The sequence below is a fragment of the Pseudomonas sp. 1L-E-NC-VB-C3 genome, from assembly GCF_057291535.1.
The window spans coordinates 95,574-117,436 of record NZ_JBXAWD010000018.1; the positions used below are offsets into that span (position 1 = coordinate 95,574).

A 21,863-nucleotide genomic window follows, 5' to 3' on the forward strand; every position below is an offset into this window, starting at 1 on the left:
AGCTATCAAACCACCTTTACACAACGAAGCTGTAGAAACACCTTACGAGGCTTAGACCGAAGGGCATTAGAAGGATAAGTTTTAATCAACCGAAGACTTTGGTCATCGTAAACCATACCATCGACAAGACAACTCAAGGCCAGCTGCGGATGCCGAATATAAAGATCAGCATAAAACTCTTTCACCCATCCGACAATAATATTCCTTAAGACTTTCTCATGCTTATTATTTAGCTTATAGGGTAGTAATCCTAAGACGTTTAGAAAATAGCCAACAAACTTTGCCCCCTTATAATTTGGTGTTTTCTTCATGAATTGTATTTCGTCGTATATCAACCTTCTAAACTTATGCCGAATGACCTTACTTGCATCTCCATCATGCGAAAAGCCTCCGAATATCTCACCCCATATTAGATTGTGGTGTAGCCACCAACATAAAGACCAAGGAGATTGGACCGCTCCCGCGCTGTGGATCACTTCAAATATAAGCTTAGCCACATCATCAAAATGCGTCCCTATGACGCCTTCTTTCTTCAACGTAATATATTTTGGCACCCCTTTTTTATCAAGAACAGACATCAGTTTTTTTATAAAATCAACTACGACTTTTAGTTTTTTTATCCCGTCATCTTTCAAAGTATAGTCATCAATACCGTTAAGCTTATAAAGATCAAATACGGCGCGTTGAATATTAGTTCCTGCGCTCCAAAGAGAGCGTGACCCACCCCAAAAATTATTATTGACTTTATCCTCATACGCCATCATCACAATACGGCAGTATGCTTCCCATTGAGGGGTTTCAAATGAGTGCTCCCCCCATAGATCCAACTCAAACATTGAGCCGATCTTTTCTACCATCTCATGATCCGAAAACATAGCTTGACTGAGAGGCTTAGTATGGCCAATTAACCCGGAGTCATAGCCCCCTACCTCTTGAAAAAGAAAAGAGTCTCTATTAAGCAGAGCATAATTAACGATATTTTTAGAAAAAACTTCGATCCTAATTGAATACTTCTTTGTCGTCTTAATAGCCTTGTACACTTCCAAAGCTGTAGCTGGCGAAGAATCGACTATAGCTTTACAAAACTTCCTTTCGGAAATCAGCATTAAAATATCATCTGCGCAACACGCCACAATGGATAACTCTTTAGACTTATTACTTCTTTTTGATTCAACAAAGTCTTTATACTCAGGCGCAAATTCAACAATTTTACCTGCAGATTTTTTTAGCTCATCTGCTACAACGGATAGCTCCGCGGGAGTGCCCTTGAGTGCAAAATCATACAATGCACGACGAAAGTTCTTTGCATTAGTTCGACCGAACACTGGTGGTCTTATAAATGCGAACCAAGCCCAAGATAGAAATGTCATTAAGAAAAGCGCACCCAAAAAAGCCTGCCATGATGCGGGAGTGAATACACTACCTCTAGGCACCCACCATTGTTCCGCTCTCCATAAATCCGTCAGTAAAGATAGTATTCCAACGGTCGAGACAACAACAAAGGTCCAACGTCTTAAGCGTATAGGGGCTGTTGCAACCCTGAACCGGTAAGAGACATCAGCCATTGTCCAGGCTAAAACCATCAACGCTAAGCCGGCTAAAAACTCAGAGAACCCAAAAAATTTCGGCTCACTCGAAGCCAAAGGCGCGAAACATACAAATCCGTAGCAAAATTCAACCACCTTGTACCACTCCCCAATCCGTTGCGATGGTCAAGATTGGAGTGCATTAGGAAAAAGGGCAAATCGACGAATTGGTTACTTCTGTTCAAAGGCTATGCAGCTACGATTTTTTTGTATCCCATCGTGTATCCCCGAGAATATAATCAAGCTGCAAGCCACGTATTATATGGAACTCGACAGTCTCCCTCGGGCACCAACACAGAGAAAAAGGTCTTGCGAAAGCAGGGCCTTTTTTTCGTCTGGAAGAAAGTGGTTGGTGCCTATCTGGCTTTCCTACCCAAGATCAAATCAGTTTCCGGAATCGGATGTGTGCCCAGCCGACTCCTTGACTGCAAACATCCGCCCAGCAATCTCCCGCCCCCGCTCCATCCCTTCCTCCGTCAACCATATCGACTTGTTTCTGTTAACCGGATTACTGATCAAACCCTGTTCGTGCAAGCGGTTCATGATCTCGAAGTCATAGCCCTTCCACGCATTGCCGGCGTCGGAGCTATAGGCTGCCAGGAGAGCGAGGACGGCGTCGTCGATCAGTTTCATGTCGTATTCCATGATGGTCACTCCGCTGATGTTCAGTTTTTGTAATCAAAGCGTCGTATCAAAGTGGATGTCAATGCTGCGCGAGCTTGAGAGTTTAGATGGCCGATTGCTGGTTGCCTCGCATGCGATGACCGCCCGTATAATCGCGCCCGCAAAATAGACTTCCGCTGGTACTTCGCACATCGGGCTCAAGCCCTTCACTTCATTGACAGACATCCCCATGGAAACCTCACTGGAAACCGTCGCCCTCTTCTCCCTCAAACTCGCCTACGAAGAAGAGGGCCTGAGCCCGATCCTGCGCGATGACATGGTCATGGGCGATTATCAGAAAGACGTTTTCGAGTTACTGATGAAACGCGGCGATGTCGAGGCCATTCAGTTCAAGATGAACGAATGCCTGAACCTGGCGCTGGATGCCTTGGGTGGGGTCGAGAAGCCGTTGGGGCGGGAGTTGCGCAAGTTGTCGGCGGAGTTGGCTCAGGCGCGGTCGGTGGAGCAGCTGGGTCAGCCGCTGCTCGCGCTGAAAGGGTATCTGCGCGACATTCTTTGAGTGCCGCGCTACAACCATGCCGGTATCTCTCCTGTCAGCGACGTGCTTTCAGCACTCGAATATCCGTTGGGAAGCCGTCAGCGCCCACCAGTTTTTTCCAGCCCATGTACTGAAATTCGCCGCTGGGATCAATGTAGTCGCCCTTCTCTGGTTGCCCCCCGCCAACTATCGCAACACGCTTCACTTCGCCACAGCCGCCATCCGACGGTCGCACCGTGTAGATCACATAGGGCTTCACGTATTGCGTGGCGCGGAAGTATTGGCCGCAGATTTCGTCGACGGTAATCAGCATGGTTTTCAGGCGGGCTTCGCCGTCGGTGTCTTCGTGCAGTTTCAGGAAAGAGATGTCGCCGACGTCGCTGTAGCCGAGGGAACGGGCGCGTTGGTAGGCGGGGGAGTTCTGGTGCGCAATACGGCCCTCCTCCACACCCCGTTGCATTTGCGCGGCGAACTCGGCTTTGCCTTGGGCCAGGGTTGCCTCGGCATGGGCCGCGACGTTTTCGCAGTGGGCATACTCGCTGGAGTCGAGGTGTTGCGGTAGCAAGTTAAGGCGGCGCTCGTTCATGGAGGCGAGGCTGTCTTGCAGGCCGGACGTTAGTGCATAGGCAGCGGAGACGCGACCGCTCTGGACGTCGGCGATTGTTTCCTGCATCCGCTGGCAATTGGCGAGGTAGTAATCCCAGCTGGCTTGCGGGTGTTCTTTCGCGAAGCAGAAGGCTGGGGTAATGGAGACGGCAAGGGTGAGAGCGCCGAGCAGTTGCAGCAAACGGGTTGTGGAAAACATGGGTAGTCCATTACAGAGAAGGCATGGCGCGACGCTACTATTTTGCTATCGTGCCGTCCACTCTCAACAGGCGACCAAGTTGTCGCCTCTGTCTCGTGGCAAGGAAAGAAATCCGATGGATGCTGTGTTGTGTTTAGTGGTCATGGCGGCAATGTGGTTCTGGGTGGTGCGACAGCGTGGGCACTGGAATCTGTTATTGGCAAACCTCGCCGGAGCGGGCAGCGCTGTGGTGGCGGGCATTGTCTTCACACTGCTTTATGACGGTCTGTTCGGCACCACCATGGCAGCGCCGGGACTGCATAACAGCCTGGTGGTGTTCATGACCAGCGCGGGCGTTCTGGCGGGTGTGTGGTTGTGGATCGCCAAGCGTCGACAGCCGGCGCATCCGGTTGCACGTCAACTGCTCGCGGGCGCCTGTGGCGTTGCCGCCGGCATGGTCACGTTGATTTTTCTGGCGGCGAATTATTTTCCGCAGCCGTAGCCGGACGGTGCGTCTATTTTGCTATCTTGCCGCGCATCGTCGGTGCTCGCTGATCGTCTCGCGCCGCGCTTGGATTGTTGAAAGGTAAGGAAAGGATCAAATGGAGTTTCTGCGTTTTCTGGCGTTCGTCGCTGTCTGGGGTTTCATGTGGCGCTGGGTGGTGAAGAACCGCGGCAGCTGGAACATTTTCTACGGCAACATCGTTGGCGCGGCGGGTGGGTTCATTGTCGGGCTGGTGATGTTGTCGATCACGTTTTCGCTGTTTCCTTCGTCGTTCGATCACGAGGCGCAGGCGCAAAACACGCCAGTCGTCGAGTCGACCTCTGTGTTGCCTGAAGCCGAGGCAGTCACGCCCGTCACCGAGCTGAAAGATGCGCCGGTGTTTGCTGCCATCGAGGCGGACGACAAGCCTTCCCCCCCGGACTCCGCACTGCTGCCGAATAACGTCAGCCGAGCGCCGAAATCAATGGCGGTACAAACGGTGCTGAATCAGAGCGACTACGAGGGTCGCATGGCCCTGGCCGCGCTGAACAAGAAATTGCGCGGCGACGCACAGGCCGACAAATCGATGATCGCGTATGTCATGTGCAGCCCGTTTGTCACCAGCACCCTGCGTTATCCCGCTTCGGCGCGTTTTGCTGACAGCAAAGCGCTGGTCAGTCATCGCTACAAGGATCAGGTCTACAGCTTCAGCAACAGCGTCACTGCGCGCAACATGAATGGCGACGATGTCACCTACCGATTCGATTGCTCCGTGCAGGAATTGCCACGGGTTGATGCGACGGCTGGGGAGTGGCGTTTGCTGGCGCTGAAACTGCAAAAAGCCGACTCTTAAGGCTGATTTAAGGGATCAAGGCGCCGGCTGCGCTATCATCGCCGGCCTGTGCGCCTTGAACCTTGCCCTCAATGTTTTCAACACCTGATGACCTGATCTCGCTGCCTCCTGTACTGGCCGGTCCGTTGCTGCGGCGGCTGGAGCCGACGCGCGTGGTGCTGTGGCTGGTGGGCTCGCGTGAACTGTCGCTGACCTTGCGCCTGCAAGGTGTAGGAGATATTCCGCTCGACTCGCAGAAATGCACGGTCATTGCCGTAGGCCGTCATGCGTTCGTGCATCTGATAGACGTTCAGCTTGAAAGCGCCCTGCCCTGCGACACGTTTATCGCTTACGACCTGCTGATCGATGACGCCATCGGTATGGCTGAGTGGGCGCCTCATCTGCTTTACCCTGGTGCCAGCTGCGCGAACCTCGTCGTGCGTTCGCGGATCGACCAATTGCTCCACGGTTCCTGCCGCAAGCCGCATCATCCGGCAACCGATGGTTTGCTCTGCGTCGATCAATTGTTGGCCGACGAAGCCGATGCGCAACTCCGTCCGGCGCTGCTGATGATGAGCGGTGATCAGGTTTATGCCGACGACGTCGCCGGGCCGATGCTGCGGGCGATTCATGCCCTGATCGAGCGTCTCGGTCTGTTCGATGAGCACCTTGACGGTGCCGTGGTCAGCGACAGCGCCAAGCTCTATCAACACCCGGCCAGCTACTACCACCGTGCGGATTTGTTACCGGCGCTAGAGAGCAACGAGACCTTGCGCGAGCGATTTTTCGGTGGCGCGCGTAAGCCGATTTTCACCAGCAGCAGTGCCGACAACCATCTGGTGACGTTCGCCGAAGTCATGGCCATGTACATGCTGGTGTGGTCGCCGACGCCGTGGTCGCTGATCAATCCGAGCGCGCCGACGCTGACGCCGGAACGCCGCAAGCGCTACCACCTCGAGCAGACGCGCATTGATGCCTTCAAGACGGGCCTGGGCAACGTCGCGCGGGCGCTGGCGCATCTGCCGAGCCTGATGATTTTCGATGACCACGACATCACCGATGACTGGAATCTTTCTGCGCAGTGGGAGGAAACCGCCTACGGCCATCCGTTCTCCAAACGCATCATCGGCAACGCGCTGATTGCTTATCTGTTGTGTCAGGGCTGGGGCAACAATCCGGATGCCTTCAAGGACGTGCTGGAACAGACCGCGCAACTGAGCGCCAGCGGTGACGACGGCTATCTGGACATGCCGGTGCAGGACGATCTGATTGATCAGTTGCTGCGTTTTCAGCAGTGGCATTTTGTGTTGCCGAGCAGTCCGGCACTGGTGGTGATAGATACGCGCACCCGGCGCTGGCGCAGCGAGATGGCCCTCAAGCAACCGTCGGGCCTGCTCGACTGGGAAGCCTTGAGCGAACTGCAACAGGAACTGCTCGATCACCCTTCGGCAATCATCGTGTCGCCGGCGCCGATCTTTGGCGTCAAGCTGATTGAAACCGTGCAGAAAGTGTTCAGCTGGTGCGGTTATCCGCTGCTGGTCGACGCGGAAAACTGGATGGCCCATCGCGGCGCGGCGCAGGTGATCCTGAACATTTTCCGACACTCGCGCACACCCGGAAACTACGTGGTGCTGTCCGGCGATGTGCATTATTCCTTCGTCTACGAAGTCCTGATCCGCCACCGCAAGGCCGGCCCACGGATCTGGCAGATCACCAGCAGCGGCATCAAGAACGAATTCCCGCCAACGCTGCTGGAATGGTTCGACCGCCTCAACCGCTGGCTCTACTCACCACGCTCACCGTTGAACTGGTTCACCAAACGCCGCCTGATGCGCATCGTCCCGTACACGCCGGAACATGCCGAGGCCGGGGAACGGCTGTGGAATTCGGCGGGGATCGGACAGGTGTTTTTCAATGAACAGGGTCAGCCGAGCGAGATTGTTCAGCACAACTCGAATGGGGCGGAGAAGACGAGGATGCTGGCGCCGGAGTTTGCAAATGCGCCGGACTAAAGCCATGCGCTGATCTGTGGGAGCGAGCCTGCTCGCGAAGGCGCAATTTCAGTCGACACCTACTGTGAATAGTCGACCGCTTTCGCGAGCAGGCTCGCTCCCACAGGGTTTTGCGCAGACCAATCAATGTGCGGCCAGAGCCCGCCCAACCCCTCTGACAATCATCCCCACCTCGCGCTCATCAATCGTCAGCGGCGGGAGCAACCTGATGGTCTTGCCACGAGTCACGTTGATCAACAAGCCGTGATCCCGCGCAGCGATCAGCGTCAGGTCGCGCACCGGTTGTTTCAGTTCGATACCGATCATGAGGCCCTGCCCCCGGATTGCCAGCACGTTCGGGTTGTCTGCCAATTCGGCGCGCAGGCGTTCCAGTAACCGTGCGCCCTGCACCCGCGCATTCGCCAGCAGGCCTTGTTCTTCGATGATGTCCAGCACCGTGCAGCCGACCCGGCAGGCCAGTGGATTGCCGCCGAAAGTGCTGCCATGGCTGCCCGGGGTGAACAGGTCGGCCGCGCGGCCACGGGCCAGGCAGGCGCCGATCGGCACGCCATTGCCCAAGCCTTTGGCCAGGGTCATGACATCGGGCACGATGCCTTCGTGCTGAAAGGCGAACCACTGCCCGGTGCGGCCGATGCCGGTCTGGATTTCATCGAGCATCAGCAGCCACGCGTGGCGATTGCACAGGTCGCGCAGGGCCTTGAGATAACCCGGCGGTGCGACTTGTACGCCGCTTTCGCCCTGAATCGGCTCGACCAGAATCGCCACAATGCGCGCGCCGTGTTTGCGCTGTATTTGCTCCAGCGCGGCGAGATCGCCGAACGGCACTTTGACGAAGTCCCCCGGCAGTTCGTTGAAGCCAAGCCGCACCGCCGGGCCATCGCTGGCGGACAGCGTGCCGAGGGTGCGGCCATGGAAAGCGTTCGCCATGACCACCACCAGCGGCTCCTCGATGCCTTTGCGCCAGCCGTACAGACGCGCCAGTTTCAGCGCCGTTTCGTTCGCTTCGGCGCCGGAGTTGTTGAAGAACGCGCGCTGCATGCCCGACAACACCGCCAGCCGTTTGGCCAGTTGTTGCTGCCAGTCGATGCTGTACAGGTTTGAGGTGTGCAGCAGCAGCCCCGCTTGCTCGCTGATCGCCGAGACGATACGCGGATGCGAGTGGCCGACGTTGGTCACTGCCACACCAGCAACGGCATCCAGATACTCGCGCCCCGCCTGATCCCACAGGCGCGTGCCCAGGCCCTTGGTGAAACTCAGGGCCAGTGGTTGGTAGGTGTTCATCAGGGCGGCGGTCATGACGTGAAACTCCATTGCAGGTCGGTGTTTTTGCAGTATGGTTAGCCACCTGAGCTGGATAAACCCGGAAAAACTTCAATCATTTAAAAGCCGAGCTTGATAATGGATTTGTTTCAGTCGATGGGCGTGTACGTCAAAGTGGTCGAAACCGGGAGCATGACGGCCGCCGCGGCGAAGTGCGAAATGTCGACGACGATGGTGGGCAATCATCTGCGCGCGCTGGAGCAACGGCTCGGCGTGCAACTGCTGCAACGCACCACGCGCCGCCAGCGCCTGACCGAATTCGGCAGCGTCTATTATCAACGCTGCCTGGAAGTGCTTGGCCTGGTGGCCGACTCCGAACGCCTTGCCGAACAAGCGTCGGACGAGCCGCGCGGTTTGCTGCGTATCACCGCGCCGCTGACCTTCGGCGTCGAACGACTGACCCCGGCTCTCAGCGAATATTCCTTGCTGTATCCGCAAGTGAAACTCGACGTGGTGCTGACCAACAGCCGTCCGGATCTGCTGGAAAACGGCCTCGATGTCGCGTTCCGTTTGGGCAATTTCGACCAATCCAACCTGATCGCCCGGCCCTTGATCGACTACACCCTGACGGTCTGCGCCTCGCCTGATTACATCGCGCGGCGCGGCATGCCGCATACGCCACAGGATTTGCAGCAACACGATTGCCTATCCTTCGCCTATCCGGCTGGGGATGACTGGCAATCGGTGGAAAAACGCTGGCGTCTGAGCGGTCCGGAAGGCGAAGTCCTCGTCGACGTCAGCGGGCCGATGTTGATCAACAGCTCCGCCGGTTTGCACCAGGCAGCGCGCAACGGCATGGGCATCATGATGCTGCCCGACGCGCTGGTGGAGCAGGATCTGCGCGACGGTAAACTGGTCAGGGTAATGACGGACTACCAACCGCCGAGCAGGCCGATGCATCTGTTGTATGCGCAGGATCGCTATCGATTGCCGAAGCTGAGACGCTTTGTCGAGTTTGCGATGCGTACGTGGGGGAAACCTGACGTCGGCAGGCCGTAATCATTCACGATGGAAATTGATAAGGACTTGAACATCCCATGAACGACAGCCTTACCGTGCGTGAATTGCATCCCAGCGAAACAGAATCAGCAAGGCTGTTTCTCAGCCAGCATGGCTGGGGCCATCGCATTGGCGATGCCGAATCTTTTGCTCGCTTGATTCACAATTCGCAGCGTGCAGCTGTTGCGCTCTTAGGCGAGCAAATCGTCGGTTTCGCTCGAGCGATCACTGATGAGGTTTCTAATGGCTATCTGTCGATGGTGGTGGTCGATGACCAGCATCGGCGCATGGGAATCGGCCGCGCACTGGTGGAGCATGTCATGGGCGATAACCCCGATATTACTTGGGTGCTACGCGCTGGACGCGAGGGCGCTGAAGCTTTCTTTGCCAGCGTGGGCTTCGAGACGTCCGCGATTGCCATGGAACGTCCGCGCCGCAAATAGCGCGCTTTAGAAAAATCCCGACCACCAGACCGTTGCTCCGTGACAACGCCGCCCCGCTCCCCTAAATTAGTCGGCCTGAAAAAGACCTCGTGCTTTCTCGCCTCAACTCAAGTTAAAAAGTAGTGAAATTTCAATGTCCGATTTCAACACCGCTGAATCCGTAGTCACCCAGTCGTCCAAAGCGGAATACGAAAACTCCATCAATCTTTCACAACACCTGCCTCAAGCCAAAATCATCAGCGAGATGGTCCTGGACGCGTTCCAGTCGACCCGCGAGAGCGACCAGATCCGTGAATTGCGTGCGGCGATCCGTCAGGCGCATGACAGTTTTGATGACGACAAGGCGTACGAGCTGATGGGCGAACTCAAGCGCCTGAAAGACGCCGAGGCAGCCGACATCGCCGCGCTGGAAGACCTGAGCAGCAAGTTCTCGATCGGACGCATTCTGTCCAGCTTCAAGGACGATCCGGCATTCCAGGAAATCGTCTATGGCCTGGCGCTGAAGGTGCTGAATCAGACCCATCAGGCGATCAGCAACCCGAGCGGCGGCAAGAGCAAAGCTGCGAAGAAAAAAGAAGTGGAAATCTTCACCATCAGCAAGGACGGCGCCAGCGTGACCCTGCCAATGCGCACCCCGCGTTCGCGTCTGAACGTAGATCGTGAGGCACTGGAATTCCTCGGTTTCACTTTCGTGGGTGAAGGCGATGAAGCCGAGCTGGAAAGCGAAACCTTCGTCGATAACGCCGGTACCGAACAGGCGGTGAACCGCAAGAACATCATCACCGCCCTGCAGCAGCAGACCGCGTTTGATGGTTACAGTATCGCGGCGCAGTAATAGCGCAGCCGCTGTACGAAAAAGCCCCGCACTGAGATTCAGGCGGGGCTTTTTGTTGTCCGGCTTGTGATTCGTGAGGAGGCGAAAATCGTCGCCCCTCACCCCAGCCCTCTCCCGAGGGAGAGGGAGCCGACTTGTGTAATTTTCAAACCTGAGTTCGGCTCGGTATTTCAGGTCGGCGTATATCTTGAAAGCCCCTCAGTCAGTCCCCTCTCCCGAGGGAGAGGGAGCCGACTTGTGTGATTTTCAAACCTGAGTTCGGCTCGGTATTTCAGGTCGGCGTATATCTTGAAAGCCCCTCAGTCAGTCCCCTCTCCCTCCGGGAGAGGGTTAGGGTGAGGGCAAACCGCTACCCCCCCCCTCAAGCCGAAGGATGCAACGCCGCAATCATGTCCACTTCAATCGCCGCATTCTTCGGCAACTGATACACGCCGATGGTCGTACGTGTATGCCGCCCGGCATCGCCCAGCACATGGCTGAACACATCCGAAGCGCCGTTGGCCACTTCGCTCAGGTCGACAAAGTCAGCAGTCGACTTCACATACACCGTGACCCGCAACAACGCGCGAATCTTGTCCAGCGAACCGACCGCATCGACGATCAGCGCCAGACAACGCATGGCGCTGATGCTCGCCGCGGCTTGCGCATCCTTGAGGTTCAATTCCAGCCCCACGCGACCGGGATAGAGAATCTTGCCATTGACCCGCGGCACCATCCCGCTGATGTAGAGCTCGTCGTGATGACGGATCAGCGGCGCGTAATTGCCACCGGCGGTGTTCTCGCCATAGATGTCATAGTTGAGTTCTTCGGCCAGGGCGATAAAGCGCTCATCGCAGGTCATCCGTTCGGTCATTGCGCCCAGCCTTTTGATCAATGCACGGGTTAGACAGTCGAGCACCGGAGATGGCTTGGAGCTACTACTGTCGGGGTTGGATCCGAATCTATGGCGTTTGCCTAAGTTGTGCAACCAGCGTAGATGGAACAAAAAGCCCTAAACCTTTCGGATGCCCCGGACCACAAGCTGGTCTTCAGCGGCGCTCAAACAGTGTTCAAGCGCTCAACCATATCTGGAAATTTTTCAACCAGTCGTATCAATAAGGCTGCTTGAGCATTGGGCTTCGACTTTTCCTGCTCCCAATTTCGAAGGGTGTTTGGACTTGTCCTGATTCGACTGGCAAAAACAGCTTGAGACATATGCAGTTTTTCTCGAAGAGCCACAATTTCCTGTGCGCCCACTTCAGGTACAGGCTTGTCCTCAAGCACTGTATTGCGCAGTGTGATCTTGCCCTCGCGTTGAGCCGCCATCTCATCAACGCCCTGCATTAACTCTGCAAACAGGTCGCGTTTTTTCATGGGGTACCTCGTTTTTTCAACTCTTTATCAATGGCTGTCCTGAGTGCCCTCTCTTGCTCGGCAGTCAGCTTCTCAAGCTCATCTTTGTCGTAAATGGCGAACATCCAGAACTGACCATCATTCATAAGACAATAGTAGAGAACCCGCAAGCCGCCTCGTCTTCCCTTGCCACGGCGAGAGTCAGCCCAGCGCAGCTTACGGAAGCCACCCGTTCGAGGCATTACATCGCCCGCAAGCGGATTGCTCTGAAGGTAGTTCTGCAATGTTCGATATTCGTCGTCCGTCAGATAGCGGCCAACGCTTTTGGTAAATATCGTTGTTTCAAAAAAGATTGTTCGCATAGCCAAACTATAAGCAGCTTGACTATAGACAGCCTATCAACAAATCGCTGCTCGAATAAACAAAAAACCCCGCACATCTCTCAACGTGCGGGGTTTTTCCTGAAGCTTGCAAACCTTACGGCGCGTACGTCAGCAACAGCTCTGTCGGCACCTTGAAGTCCAGGGACATCATGACGCTCAACGCAGTGATGGTGAAGATCGAGAACACGAACAGCTTGCGTGCCCAGACGGTGTCATCGACTGCCTTGTAGCCGGTCCAGGCCATGTACAGCCAGTACATGCCCATGGCGGCGGCGACGGCTAGGTAGCTCATGCCGGCGTAGCCGCTGAAGGTCAGCATCAAGGTCGCCACGAGGAACGCCAGGATGTAGAGCAGGATGTGCTTCTTCGCCACTTGAATGCCGCGTTTCACTGGCAGCACCGGAATCGATGCGGCCAGGTAATCATTGAAACGGAAAATCGCGATGGCGTAGGAATGCGGCATCTGCCACAGGCTGAACATCACCAGCAGGGTAAGTGCGGCCATGTCGAAGCTGTTGGTCACGGCAACGTAACCGATCACTGGCGGCATGGCGCCCGACAGACTGCCCACCAGCGTGCCGTGAACCGACTTGCGCTTGAGGTACAGGCTGTAGAAGCCGACGTAGATGATGAAGCCGATTACTGCGAACAAGGCAGCCAACGGGTTGGCCACCTTGTACAACAAGGCAACGCCGAGAACACCCAGAATGGTCGCGTAAACCAGGGCCAGTTTCAGGGAGATGAGGCCCTGGACCAGCACACGGTTCTTGGTGCGTTCCATCTTCAGGTCGATGTCGCGGTCGATGCAGTTGTTGAACACGCAACCGGAGGCCACGACCAGGGAAGTACCGATCATGGCGGCCAGAAACACCGCCAGATCGACATGCCCTTTCGAGGCCAGGAAGAACCCGCCTGCCACAGAAAGCACGTTACCGAAAATGATCCCCGGTTTGGTGATTTGGATAAAGTGCTTGAGCGACATCGGGTCTACCTCACTTCGCCATCATGTACGTGTGGATGCTGAACATGATCCACAGCGACAGGCCAACCAGCAGCACGATCACAATCGCCGTGAAGACGAACGCGATCACGTTGTTACGCTGTGCAATGGAACGGTCCAGGTGCAGGAAGTAATACAGGTGAACGATCACCTGGATCACTGCGAACAGTAGAACGATTGCCAGCGTCGTCGACTTCGGCAGGGTCGGGTACATCACCAGACCGAACGGAATGACGGTCAGGATTACCGACAGGATGAAGCCGATGGCGTACGACTTGACGCTGCCGTGGCCAGCATCGTGGCTGTCATGGGAGTGTGCATTAGCCATTACAGAGTCCCCATCAGGTAAACAACGGTGAAGACGCAGATCCAGACCACGTCCAGGAAGTGCCAGAACAGGCTCAGGCAGCTCAGACGGGTCTTGTTGGTCGACGTCAGGCCATGCTTGTTGACCTGATACATCATGATGCCCATCCAGATCAGACCGGCCGAAACGTGCAGACCGTGGGTGCCGACCAGGGTGAAGAACGCCGACAGGAAGCCCGAACGGCTAGGACCGAAGCCCTCGGAGATCAGCAGGTGGAACTCGTTGATCTCCATGGCGATGAAGCCCGCGCCGAGCAGGAAGGTCATGAACAACCAGCCCAGGACCGCCTGCTTCTTGCCCTTGTACAACGCCAGCATGGCGAAGCCGTAGGTGATCGAACTGAACAACAGCAGAGCGGTTTCGCCCAGCACGTAAGGCAGTTCGAAGATGTCGTGGCCCGACGGGCCACCGGCAACGTTGTTTACCAGTACTGCGTACACCGCGAAGATCGACGCAAACAGAATGCAGTCGGTCATCAGGTAGAGCCAGAAACCGTATACGGTCATCTCGCCCGAGTCGTGGTGATGGTCATCGTGCCCATGGTCACCATGGGCGTGTCCAACATTGGTCACTAAGTTCGACATGGTTTAAGCCTGTTCCAACGAGGTTTCAACACGGGTGGCATTGGCCGGGATTTTCCCTGCCGCGACCAGACGCTTGTGCTGCTCGGCTTCGATACGCTCGATCGTTTCAACCGGAACCATATAGCCCTGGTCGTCACGTGCAGCGTGGATCACGAAGTAAACGACGGTGCCCACCAGGCTCGCGATCGCCAGCCACCAGATGTGCCAGATCATCGCGAAACCGAAGACGGTCAACAGCGCGCCCATCACCACGCCAGTGGCGGTGTTGTTCGGCATGTGGATCGGCTCGTACTTGGCCGGACGCTGGTACGCAGTACCGTTTTCCTTGGCTTCGGTGAACGGGTCGATGCAGTCAGCCTTTGGCAGCACAGCGAAGTTGTAGAACGGTGGTGGCGACGAGGTCGACCATTCCAGGGTGTGTGCATTCCACGGATCACCGTGATCGCAAACGTTCTCTGGCTTGTTGCGGTCGCGCACACTGACGTACAGCTGGATCAGTTGGCAGGCGATACCCACAGCAATCATCACCGCACCGAACATGGCAACGTACAGGTACGGTACCCACTCAGGGTTGGTGGTGGCGTTCAGACGACGGGTCATGCCCATGAAGCCCAGTGCATAGAGCGGCATGAACGCGACGAAGAAGCCCGAGATCCAGAACCAGAACGCTGCTTTACCCCAGCCTTCGTGCAGCTTGAAGCCGAACGCTTTAGGGAAGTAGAACGCGAAGCCAGCGATGTAACCGAATACCGCACCGCCGATGATCACGTTGTGGAAGTGCGCGATCACGAACAGGCTGTTGTGCAGCACGAAGTCAGCACCCGGGATGGCCAGCAGTACGCCGGTCATGCCGCCGATGGCGAAGGTCACCATGAAGCCCAGTGTCCACATTACCTGGCTGGTGAAGCGCAGACGGCCCTGGTAGATGGTGAACAGCCAGTTGAACAGCTTCACACCCGTCGGGATGGAAATCAGCATCGTCGCCAGACCGAAGAAGGCGTTGACGCTCGCACCCGAACCCATGGTGAAGAAGTGGTGCAGCCAGACCATGAAGCCCAGTACCGAGATCGCGCCCGAGGCGTAGATCATCGAGTGGTGGCCGAACAGTTTCTTGCCGGTGAACGCCGAGATCACTTCCGAGAAGATGCCGAATGCCGGCAGGATCAGGATGTAAACCTCAGGGTGGCCCCAGGCCCAGAACAGGTTGACGTACATCATTGGATTGCCACCAAGTTCATTGGTGAAAATGTGGAAATCCATGTAACGGTCAAGGGTCAGCAGTGCCAGGGTAGCGGTCAGGATCGGGAACGAAGCCACGATCAGAACGTTTGCCCAGGTGCAGGTCCAGGTGAAGATCGGCATGTCCATCAGTTTCATGCCAGGGGTACGCATTTTCAGTACGGTCGCGAGGAAGTTGACCCCGGTTAACGTCGTACCCAATCCGGATAGCTGTAGCGCCCAGATGTAGTAATCCATACCCACGCCAGGACTGTATTGCAGACCCGACAGCGGCGGATACGCAACCCAACCGGTCTTGGCGAACTCGCCGACGCCCAGGGACAGGTTGATCAGCACAACGCCGGACACCAGCAGCCAGAAGCTCAGGGAGTTCAGGAACGGGAACGCAACGTCACGCGCGCCGATCTGCAGCGGCACTGCAAGGTTCATCAGGCCGGTGAAGAATGGCATCGCCATGAAGATGATCATGATCACACCGTGAGCGGTGAAGATCTGGTCATAGTGTTCAGGTGGCAGGTAGCCAGGCGAACCCTCGGTGGCCATGGCCAGCTGGGTACGCATCATGATCGCGTCGGCAAAGCCGCGCAGCAGCATGACCATGGCGACGATGATGTACATCACGCCGATTTTCTTGTGGTCGACCGAAGTCAGCCACTCGGTCCACAGGTACGTCCACTTCTTGAAGTAAGTGATCGCAGCGAACAGCGCCAGACCACCGAGGGCGATCATGGCGATGGTCACCATCACGATCGGCTCGTGGAATGGGACTGCTTCCCAACTTAATTTACCAAACATCGTTTACTCCTCTGCCCCGGCAGCTGAATGCGAACCCGCGTCAATATCCGTGGCCGCCACTTCTTTCTCTTTCTTCTCGTGCTTCAGCGGCTTGCCCGGCTTCATACCTTCGTACTTGTCGACGATGATCTGGAACTGGTTCGGCGTGACCGACGAGTAGAGTTCGACTGGGTTGTTCTGGCTCGGTTTGGCCAGGGCCGCGTATTCAGCCTGATCAAGCTGTTTAGGCGACTTCTTGACTTCACTTACCCAGGCGTCGAAATCTTCCTGAGTGGTGGAGATAGCCTTGAATTTCATACCGGTGAAACCGGCACCGCTGTAGTTGGCGGAGATACCGTCCATTTCAGCGTTGCGGTCAGCGATCAGGTGCAGCTTGGTCTGCATGCCCGCCATCGCGTAGATCTGGCCGCCCAGGCCCGGGATGAAGAACGAGTTCATCACGGCGTCGGAGGTGATCTTGAAGTTGATTGGCGTGTGCGCCGGGAACACGATCTTGTTGACCGTGGCAATGCCTTGTTCCGGGTAGATGAACAGCCACTTCCAGTCCAGCGCGACGACTTCGATGGTCACAGGCTTGACGTCAGACTCGATCGGACGATACGGGTCCAGCTCGTGAGTCGAGATGTAAGTGATGTAGCCCAGGGCGATGATGATCAGCACCGGGATGGTCCATACGGCCACTTCGATCTTGGTCGAGTGCGACCACTTCGGCGTGTAGACGGCGTTCTTGTTCGAAGCGCGGTACTTCCAGGCAAACAGGAAGGTCATGACGATGACCGGCACGACGACCAACAGCATCAGCAGCGTGGCGGTGATGATCAGGTTGCGCTGTTCCAGGCCGACCTGGCCCGTTGGATTGAGCAAGGTCATGTTGCAGCCTCCCAGCAACAACGTGCCGAGCAGCGGCACTAGGCCTAGTAATCTGGGGTACCTGTTTTTACTCATCTCACGACCTCTAAAGCAGCTTGCGCAATGCAGTTGGGTTTTGATCGCCAACACTTCACCCTGCCAAGGGTTGGCATTTTCTTTGGATTGAATAAGGGCCGCCCGTCGCGCGTCTCACACTCGACAAAACCTTGGGACAGCGTTCAGTTCTTATTCGAATTCGTGGTCAAAGGCCTTGTTACAGACCAATTCCATTTGGTGCGGAAAATTGGAAAGGCACCGACACCAGGGTGTCTCGAAAGCCTCGCGGCTCGCTCGACACCCGACCTCCTGATCAGTTCCTTGATAAAGGCTGAACAGCGTCGGGAATTCAGTGCGGGCGATTGTAGATAGGTAGCGCCCTATACACCATGTCTTATCCCGAAATAATTTTTATCACTCAGAGCAACAATCCATCGCCATTTTTGCAAAAGTTGCGCAAGTTATCGAAAGCGTTTCTCAATAAAAGCGGCAAAATCTGCCAGCGTAACCGCCTCAAATCAGACAGCTCTGCACCCGATCTACAAACACTGGAGCGGCGCAAAGCCCGATGTTCCAAGGGCTTCGTCCATCTGCCGGCGCCTGTTAAAACTGCCTGCTCTGGTACGTCCGTGCTCAAGCCCGAAAACACTAAAACTGGCCAATGTTTTTATGTAACAGGCGGCCAATCCGCCGCATCCCGAGTCCCTGCGACAGCCCCTGTGTGACAACATGTCGCACATTTGCCGCACGCTTCATTGCCGTTCGTCACGGTGTTTTCACAAACGCTCTGAAATGCAAAACGCCCCGATTTTCATCAACGAAAATCGGGGCGTTTTGTTTATCGGCAGCTCTGCCGAGAAGTTGACTCAGCGCAGCGCTTTTCGATTACGCGAGGTCAGCAACGGCACCAGAATCACCACCAGCACGAACGCCACCAGCGCCCACTGTGCCAGCGACAGGCCGAGGATCGGCGGATACGGCGTCGAGCAGAAACCGTCGACCTGGAAGCCCAGCGGGAAAATTTTCGCCAACGGCAGATCATCGACAATCGGTTGCAGCACATCGACGCCACAACTCACCGCCGGATAGAACTGCGTATAGACGTGATGCCCGGCCACTCCGGCCCCGGCAATCGCACAGATCACTACCAGTGTCTCGAACACGGTGATGCTGCGACGGCTACGCATGCCCGCACCGATGAAGGCGAACACTGCAATCAGCAACAGTGCATAGCGCTGCAGAATGCACAGCGGGCAAGGTGCTTCGCCGAGCACGACCTGCATGTAAAGTGCGCCGCCGATCAACGCCAGGCAGATGATCCCCAGCAACACCAGATAGCGCCGCTCACGCCCCAACCGCATCGTTTCCTCGCTCATTGCCTTTCCTTTGTAAGTCCATGGTCCAGCCGGCCGGCGGCTGAAATTGTCGCAAGTCTACACCGGGGCAATAAACGATAGAGCGGTTAAGGAATGATTAACCAACATGGCTTTGCGGCGCGCAGAAGATTCGCGAGCAGGCTCGCTCCCACAATGGATCTGCGTCGCACGCAATTCCTGTGGGAGCGAGCCTGCTCGCGAACGAGACAACTCGGTCTCGGATCACTCCAGAGCAGCAGCCGGCCCGAAGAACTCGTAACGGCTCTGCTTCTCCGGCACGCCCAACGCTTTCAGGTGCCGTTTGATCGCGCCCATGAACCCTTTCGGTCCGAGGAAGTACGCATCGACATCGCGCTGTACCGGCAGCCACTGGCCGAGCAGTTCTTCGTTGAGCAGGCCAACCTTGTCCGCCGCCGGGCTGACCCCATCTTCTTCGGCGTAGCAATAGTAGCGTTTGAGTTGCGGATGACGCGCCGCCAGCCCATCGACCCAGTCGCGGAACGCGTGGACGCTGCCATTGCGCGCGCAGTGGATAAAGTGCACCGGACGTTCGGTGGCCAGCGCTGCTTCCAGCATCGCCAGCGTCGGGGTGATGCCGACGCCGCCGCTGATCAGCACCAGCGGCTTGTCGCTGGCCGCCAGGGTGAATTCGCCCGACGGCGGGAACAGCTGAATGCTTGAGCCGACGTGCAGTTGATCATGCAGGTAGTTTGACGCGCGACCGTTCGGTTCACGCTTGACGCTGATGCGGTACTGACCATTGTTGGCCAGTGCCGACAGCGAATAGTTGCGACGGATTTCTTCGCCGTCGAGCATCAGCTTCATGCCGATGTACTGACCCGGTTCGGCCGCAAGAATCGGCCCTTTGTCCGCCGGTTCGAAGTAGAACGAGGTGATTTCCGCGCTCTCTTGCACCTTCGCCGCGACGATGAATTCACGCGCACCGCGCCAGCCGCCGACCGCTTGTTCCTTCTGGTCATAGATCGCGGTTTCCGCGCCGATCAGGATGTCGGCCAGTTGCCCGTACGCAGCGCCCCAGGCACTCATCACCTCAGGCGTGGCGATCTCTTCGCCGAGCACTTCGGAAATGGCGCGCAGCAGGCAGGTGCCGACGATCGGGTAATGCTCCGGCAGGATCTGCAGGGCGACGTGTTTGTTGATGATCTTGGCTACCAAATCGCCCAACTGGTCGAGCTGATCGATGTGCCGGGCGTACATCAGCACGCCGTTGGCCAAGGCACGCGGCTGATCGCCACTGGCCTGATGCGCCTGGTTGAACAGCGGGCGCACCTGCGGGTATTCGGAGAGCATCATGCGGTAGAAATGCGTGATCAACGCCTCGCCGCCGCTTTCCAGCAGAGGCACGGTGGATTTGACGATGGCACGATCCTGGACGCTAAGCATAAGGTGACTCCTGGGCTTTCTGGAAAGATTGCCTTAGGGATATCAGCTTTCATGCCAACTAATTAATCTTTTAAATTCAATAGCTTGAAACCTTCATAGTCATTTCGACACAAATGAACGTATAGTCATCTCGACTACACCTTGTCTCTTTGACTACATAACCATGACCGCTAAATCCCTGCTTACCGCCCTGCTGCCTCTGGTCGCCGACCTCTCCCGCGAACTGCCCGAGGGCGAGCGCTACCGGCGCCTGCTCGAAGCCATGCGCGCTTTGCTGCCTTGCGATGCCGCCGCGTTGTTGCGTCTGGATGGCGAATCATTGGTGCCGCTGGCGGTGGATGGCTTGAGTACCGACACCCTCGGCCGGCGCTTCAAGGTCAGCGAGCATCCGCGCTTCGAAATTCTGCTGGCCGGCGCCGGGCCGACGCGTTTTGCCGCCGACAGCGACTTGCCCGATCCTTATGACGGATTGGTCGATGGCCTAGACGATCATCTTGAAGTTCACGACTGCCTCGGCTGTCCTTTATTCGTCGATGAAAAACTCTGGGGCCTGATCACCCTCGACGCGCTGGACCCGGAGCGTTTCGAGCCGATCGAACTCGACGCCCTGCAAGCCTTTGCCAGCCTCGCCTCGGCCACGGTCAATGCGGCCGAACGCATCGAACGTCTGGCCACCCGCGCCGAAGACGAGCATCAGCGCGCCGAGGTCTATCGTCAGGCCAGCGGCCAGCAGCACCGTGAAATGATCGGCCAGAGCAAGGCGCATAAACGTTTGGTGGAAGAAATCAATCTGGTCGGCGGCAGTGATCTGACTGTTCTGATCACCGGCGAAACCGGGGTCGGCAAAGAGCTCGTGGCCCAAGCCATCCACGCCGCCTCCGCGCGCGCCGACAAACCGATCATCAGCCTCAATTGCGCCGCCCTGCCCGACACGCTGGTGGAAAGCGAACTGTTCGGCCACGTGCGCGGCGCCTTCACCGGCGCCACCAGCGATCGGCGTGGCAAGTTCGAACTGGCCAATGGCGGCACGCTGTTTCTCGATGAAGTCGGCGAGTTGTCGCTGACGGTCCAGGCCAAGTTGCTGCGCGTGCTGCAGAGCGGTCAGTTGCAGCGCCTGGGTTCGGACAAGGAGCATCAGGTCGATGTGCGTCTGATTGCAGCGACCAATCGCGATCTGGCCGAGGAAGTGCGCAGCGGTCGCTACCGCGCCGACTTCTACCACCGTTTGAGCGTGTATCCGCTGCGAGTGCCGGCGCTACGCGATCGTGGGCGTGATGTGTTGTTGCTCAGTGGTTTCTTTCTCGAGCAGAACCGCTCGCGCATGGGCCTCAATAGTCTGCGTTTGAACAGTGATGCTCAGGAAGCGCTGCTCGCCTACACTTGGCCGGGGAATGTCCGGGAGCTGGAGCATTTGATCGGACGCAGTGCGCTGAAGGCGCTGGGTAACTGCAAAGTGCGGCCGAAGATTCTGAGTCTGAGCGCGGCGGATCTGGATTTGCCCCGTGAGGTTGTGGATAACGTGGTTGCGCCTGCCAATGCAGACTTGGCCAGTGTGATGCCGATGATCACCGGGGATTTGCGCAGTGCCACCGATGAGTTTCAGCGGCGGTTGATCGGTGCAGCGCTGGAGCGTCATCAGGATAACTGGGCAAGTGCGGCGCGGGAGTTGGGGGTGGATCGGGCGAATCTGGGGCGCATGGCCAAACGACTAGGCATGAAGAGCTAAAAGCACACCCTCACCCTAGCCCTCTCCCAGAGGGAGAGGGGACTGATGGGGGGATATTGAAGAATTCCACTGACGTGAAAGATTTCTGCCGAATCCGTAATCGACTCGGTCGTTCAGGTCGGTGTAAAACGCCAGACACCTCCGTCGGCCCCCTCTACCACTGGGTGAGGGGACTGATTGGGGGATATTGAAGAACTCCACTGACGTGAAAGATTTCTTCCGAATCCATAATCGACTCGGTCGTTCAGGTCGGTGTAAAACGCCAGACACCTCCGTCGGCCCCCTCTACCTCTG

The 21,863-nt window shown here is 56.7% G+C and carries 22 protein-coding genes; 8 read left to right on the forward strand and 14 right to left on the reverse strand.

Annotated features, from left to right (window positions below):
- Positions 1 to 5 precede the first annotated feature (5 nt).
- Positions 6 to 1,682: a hypothetical protein gene (locus AC0Z5Z_RS24110; RefSeq protein WP_485611751.1), complete on the reverse strand. Its 1,677-nt coding sequence runs from the start codon at positions 1,680 to 1,682 to the stop codon at positions 6 to 8.
- 288 nt (positions 1,683 to 1,970) lie between these two features.
- A complete protein-coding gene (locus tag AC0Z5Z_RS24115; protein WP_485611752.1) occupies positions 1,971 to 2,219 on the reverse strand; it encodes a DUF6429 family protein in 249 nt (82 codons plus the stop codon).
- Positions 2,220 to 2,439: 220 nt separating this feature from the next.
- On the opposite strand from AC0Z5Z_RS24115, the gene AC0Z5Z_RS24120 reads away from it, so the two are divergent.
- Positions 2,440 to 2,769, forward strand: coding sequence for a hypothetical protein (locus AC0Z5Z_RS24120; RefSeq protein ID WP_485611753.1), 330 nt, complete (start codon positions 2,440 to 2,442; stop codon positions 2,767 to 2,769).
- A gap of 34 nt (positions 2,770 to 2,803) precedes the next feature.
- Here the strand turns inward: AC0Z5Z_RS24120 and AC0Z5Z_RS24125 are convergent, their stop codons facing one another.
- On the reverse strand, positions 2,804 to 3,553 hold the full coding sequence (locus AC0Z5Z_RS24125) for a hypothetical protein (RefSeq protein WP_252878857.1): 750 nt from the start codon (positions 3,551 to 3,553) through the stop codon (positions 2,804 to 2,806).
- Between the two features lie 115 nt (positions 3,554 to 3,668).
- Between AC0Z5Z_RS24125 and AC0Z5Z_RS24130 the strand changes: the two genes are divergently transcribed.
- The 3 genes from AC0Z5Z_RS24130 to AC0Z5Z_RS24140 all read left to right on the forward strand — a co-directional run bounded on the left by AC0Z5Z_RS24130 (position 3,669) and on the right by AC0Z5Z_RS24140 (position 6,860).
- A complete protein-coding gene (locus AC0Z5Z_RS24130) occupies positions 3,669 to 4,034 on the forward strand; it encodes a hypothetical protein (protein ID WP_016773311.1) in 366 nt (121 codons plus the stop codon).
- A gap of 100 nt (positions 4,035 to 4,134) precedes the next feature.
- Positions 4,135 to 4,869 (forward strand): hypothetical protein, encoded by a 735-nt coding sequence (locus tag AC0Z5Z_RS24135; RefSeq protein ID WP_024014226.1) that lies wholly within the window; start codon positions 4,135 to 4,137, stop codon positions 4,867 to 4,869.
- A gap of 71 nt (positions 4,870 to 4,940) precedes the next feature.
- Positions 4,941 to 6,860: an alkaline phosphatase D family protein gene (locus AC0Z5Z_RS24140; RefSeq protein WP_041479938.1), complete on the forward strand. Its 1,920-nt coding sequence runs from the start codon at positions 4,941 to 4,943 to the stop codon at positions 6,858 to 6,860.
- A gap of 123 nt (positions 6,861 to 6,983) precedes the next feature.
- Here AC0Z5Z_RS24140 and AC0Z5Z_RS24145 read toward each other — a convergent pair whose 3' ends face one another.
- The gene (locus AC0Z5Z_RS24145; RefSeq protein ID WP_305381502.1) at positions 6,984 to 8,156 is read right to left on the reverse strand and encodes an aspartate aminotransferase family protein; all 1,173 of its coding nucleotides are present in this window, start codon (positions 8,154 to 8,156) and stop codon (positions 6,984 to 6,986) included.
- Between the two features lie 102 nt (positions 8,157 to 8,258).
- On the opposite strand from AC0Z5Z_RS24145, the gene AC0Z5Z_RS24150 reads away from it, so the two are divergent.
- The 3 genes from AC0Z5Z_RS24150 (at position 8,259) to AC0Z5Z_RS24160 (ending at position 10,457) form a co-directional block, all read left to right on the forward strand.
- A complete protein-coding gene (locus AC0Z5Z_RS24150) occupies positions 8,259 to 9,179 on the forward strand; it encodes a LysR family transcriptional regulator (protein WP_122611838.1) in 921 nt (306 codons plus the stop codon).
- A gap of 38 nt (positions 9,180 to 9,217) precedes the next feature.
- Entirely contained in the window at positions 9,218 to 9,622 is a 405-nt protein-coding gene (locus tag AC0Z5Z_RS24155; protein ID WP_252868261.1) for a GNAT family N-acetyltransferase, read from the forward strand.
- Positions 9,623 to 9,755: 133 nt separating this feature from the next.
- Positions 9,756 to 10,457, forward strand: coding sequence for a hypothetical protein (locus AC0Z5Z_RS24160; protein WP_016773307.1), 702 nt, complete (start codon positions 9,756 to 9,758; stop codon positions 10,455 to 10,457).
- A 361-nt stretch (positions 10,458 to 10,818) separates the two neighbouring features.
- Here AC0Z5Z_RS24160 and AC0Z5Z_RS24165 read toward each other — a convergent pair whose 3' ends face one another.
- From AC0Z5Z_RS24165 to hmpA, 10 genes are all read right to left on the reverse strand, one after another.
- Positions 10,819 to 11,310: a RidA family protein gene (locus AC0Z5Z_RS24165; RefSeq protein WP_016773306.1), complete on the reverse strand. Its 492-nt coding sequence runs from the start codon at positions 11,308 to 11,310 to the stop codon at positions 10,819 to 10,821.
- Positions 11,311 to 11,495: 185 nt separating this feature from the next.
- A complete protein-coding gene (locus AC0Z5Z_RS24170; protein WP_041479944.1) occupies positions 11,496 to 11,810 on the reverse strand; it encodes a helix-turn-helix domain-containing protein in 315 nt (104 codons plus the stop codon).
- Positions 11,807 to 12,151 (reverse strand): toxin, encoded by a 345-nt coding sequence (locus AC0Z5Z_RS24175; protein ID WP_252886777.1) that lies wholly within the window; start codon positions 12,149 to 12,151, stop codon positions 11,807 to 11,809. The genes AC0Z5Z_RS24170 and AC0Z5Z_RS24175 overlap by 4 nt, the downstream gene beginning before the upstream one ends.
- Before the next feature lie 115 nt (positions 12,152 to 12,266).
- Complete coding sequence (cyoE, locus tag AC0Z5Z_RS24180) at positions 12,267 to 13,154, reverse strand: heme o synthase (RefSeq protein WP_016773305.1); 888 nt, start codon at positions 13,152 to 13,154, stop codon at positions 12,267 to 12,269.
- Positions 13,155 to 13,164: 10 nt separating this feature from the next.
- Entirely contained in the window at positions 13,165 to 13,500 is a 336-nt protein-coding gene (gene cyoD / locus AC0Z5Z_RS24185) for a cytochrome o ubiquinol oxidase subunit IV (RefSeq protein WP_011335842.1), read from the reverse strand.
- Positions 13,500 to 14,123 carry a cytochrome o ubiquinol oxidase subunit III gene (gene cyoC, locus AC0Z5Z_RS24190; protein ID WP_016773303.1) on the reverse strand — a complete coding sequence of 208 codons (624 nt, stop codon included), beginning with the start codon at positions 14,121 to 14,123 and terminating at the stop codon, positions 13,500 to 13,502. Before cyoC ends, cyoD begins: the two co-directional genes overlap by 1 nt.
- Positions 14,124 to 14,126: 3 nt before the next feature.
- Positions 14,127 to 16,157, reverse strand: a complete 2,031-nt coding sequence (gene cyoB / locus AC0Z5Z_RS24195; RefSeq protein WP_041479948.1) for a cytochrome o ubiquinol oxidase subunit I — start codon at positions 16,155 to 16,157, stop codon at positions 14,127 to 14,129.
- A gap of 3 nt (positions 16,158 to 16,160) precedes the next feature.
- A complete protein-coding gene (gene cyoA / locus AC0Z5Z_RS24200) occupies positions 16,161 to 17,102 on the reverse strand; it encodes a ubiquinol oxidase subunit II (RefSeq protein ID WP_024014231.1) in 942 nt (313 codons plus the stop codon).
- A gap of 827 nt (positions 17,103 to 17,929) precedes the next feature.
- Complete coding sequence (locus AC0Z5Z_RS24205; protein WP_041479949.1) at positions 17,930 to 18,439, reverse strand: disulfide bond formation protein B; 510 nt, start codon at positions 18,437 to 18,439, stop codon at positions 17,930 to 17,932.
- Between the two features lie 222 nt (positions 18,440 to 18,661).
- Positions 18,662 to 19,843 carry an NO-inducible flavohemoprotein gene (hmpA, locus tag AC0Z5Z_RS24210; protein WP_353188746.1) on the reverse strand — a complete coding sequence of 394 codons (1,182 nt, stop codon included), beginning with the start codon at positions 19,841 to 19,843 and terminating at the stop codon, positions 18,662 to 18,664.
- Between the two features lie 163 nt (positions 19,844 to 20,006).
- On the opposite strand from hmpA, the gene norR reads away from it, so the two are divergent.
- The gene (gene norR, locus AC0Z5Z_RS24215) at positions 20,007 to 21,569 is read left to right on the forward strand and encodes a nitric oxide reductase transcriptional regulator NorR (protein ID WP_150741853.1); all 1,563 of its coding nucleotides are present in this window, start codon (positions 20,007 to 20,009) and stop codon (positions 21,567 to 21,569) included.
- Positions 21,570 to 21,863 lie beyond the last annotated feature (294 nt).

What these genes read in the sequence shown, in the direction of transcription:
- AC0Z5Z_RS24115 (WP_485611752.1), bottom strand. Translation starts at nt 2,219, where the DNA reads ATGAAACTGATCGACGACGCCGTCCTCGCTCTCCTGGCAGCCTATAGC.
- AC0Z5Z_RS24120 (WP_485611753.1), top strand. Translation starts at nt 2,440, where the DNA reads ATGGAAACCTCACTGGAAACCGTCGCCCTCTTCTCCCTCAAACTCGCC.
- AC0Z5Z_RS24125 (WP_252878857.1), bottom strand. Translation starts at nt 3,553, where the DNA reads ATGTTTTCCACAACCCGTTTGCTGCAACTGCTCGGCGCTCTCACCCTT.
- AC0Z5Z_RS24130 (WP_016773311.1), top strand. Translation starts at nt 3,669, where the DNA reads ATGGATGCTGTGTTGTGTTTAGTGGTCATGGCGGCAATGTGGTTCTGG.
- AC0Z5Z_RS24135 (WP_024014226.1), top strand. Translation starts at nt 4,135, where the DNA reads ATGGAGTTTCTGCGTTTTCTGGCGTTCGTCGCTGTCTGGGGTTTCATG.
- AC0Z5Z_RS24140 (WP_041479938.1), top strand. Translation starts at nt 4,941, where the DNA reads ATGTTTTCAACACCTGATGACCTGATCTCGCTGCCTCCTGTACTGGCC.
- AC0Z5Z_RS24145 (WP_305381502.1), bottom strand. Translation starts at nt 8,156, where the DNA reads ATGACCGCCGCCCTGATGAACACCTACCAACCACTGGCCCTGAGTTTC.
- AC0Z5Z_RS24150 (WP_122611838.1), top strand. Translation starts at nt 8,259, where the DNA reads ATGGATTTGTTTCAGTCGATGGGCGTGTACGTCAAAGTGGTCGAAACC.
- AC0Z5Z_RS24155 (WP_252868261.1), top strand. Translation starts at nt 9,218, where the DNA reads ATGAACGACAGCCTTACCGTGCGTGAATTGCATCCCAGCGAAACAGAA.
- AC0Z5Z_RS24160 (WP_016773307.1), top strand. Translation starts at nt 9,756, where the DNA reads ATGTCCGATTTCAACACCGCTGAATCCGTAGTCACCCAGTCGTCCAAA.
- AC0Z5Z_RS24165 (WP_016773306.1), bottom strand. Translation starts at nt 11,310, where the DNA reads ATGACCGAACGGATGACCTGCGATGAGCGCTTTATCGCCCTGGCCGAA.
- AC0Z5Z_RS24170 (WP_041479944.1), bottom strand. Translation starts at nt 11,810, where the DNA reads ATGAAAAAACGCGACCTGTTTGCAGAGTTAATGCAGGGCGTTGATGAG.
- AC0Z5Z_RS24175 (WP_252886777.1), bottom strand. Translation starts at nt 12,151, where the DNA reads ATGCGAACAATCTTTTTTGAAACAACGATATTTACCAAAAGCGTTGGC.
- cyoE (WP_016773305.1), bottom strand. Translation starts at nt 13,154, where the DNA reads ATGTCGCTCAAGCACTTTATCCAAATCACCAAACCGGGGATCATTTTC.
- cyoD (WP_011335842.1), bottom strand. Translation starts at nt 13,500, where the DNA reads ATGGCTAATGCACACTCCCATGACAGCCACGATGCTGGCCACGGCAGC.
- cyoC (WP_016773303.1), bottom strand. Translation starts at nt 14,123, where the DNA reads ATGTCGAACTTAGTGACCAATGTTGGACACGCCCATGGTGACCATGGG.
- cyoB (WP_041479948.1), bottom strand. Translation starts at nt 16,157, where the DNA reads ATGTTTGGTAAATTAAGTTGGGAAGCAGTCCCATTCCACGAGCCGATC.
- cyoA (WP_024014231.1), bottom strand. Translation starts at nt 17,102, where the DNA reads ATGAGTAAAAACAGGTACCCCAGATTACTAGGCCTAGTGCCGCTGCTC.
- AC0Z5Z_RS24205 (WP_041479949.1), bottom strand. Translation starts at nt 18,439, where the DNA reads ATGAGCGAGGAAACGATGCGGTTGGGGCGTGAGCGGCGCTATCTGGTG.
- hmpA (WP_353188746.1), bottom strand. Translation starts at nt 19,843, where the DNA reads ATGCTTAGCGTCCAGGATCGTGCCATCGTCAAATCCACCGTGCCTCTG.
- norR (WP_150741853.1), top strand. Translation starts at nt 20,007, where the DNA reads ATGACCGCTAAATCCCTGCTTACCGCCCTGCTGCCTCTGGTCGCCGAC.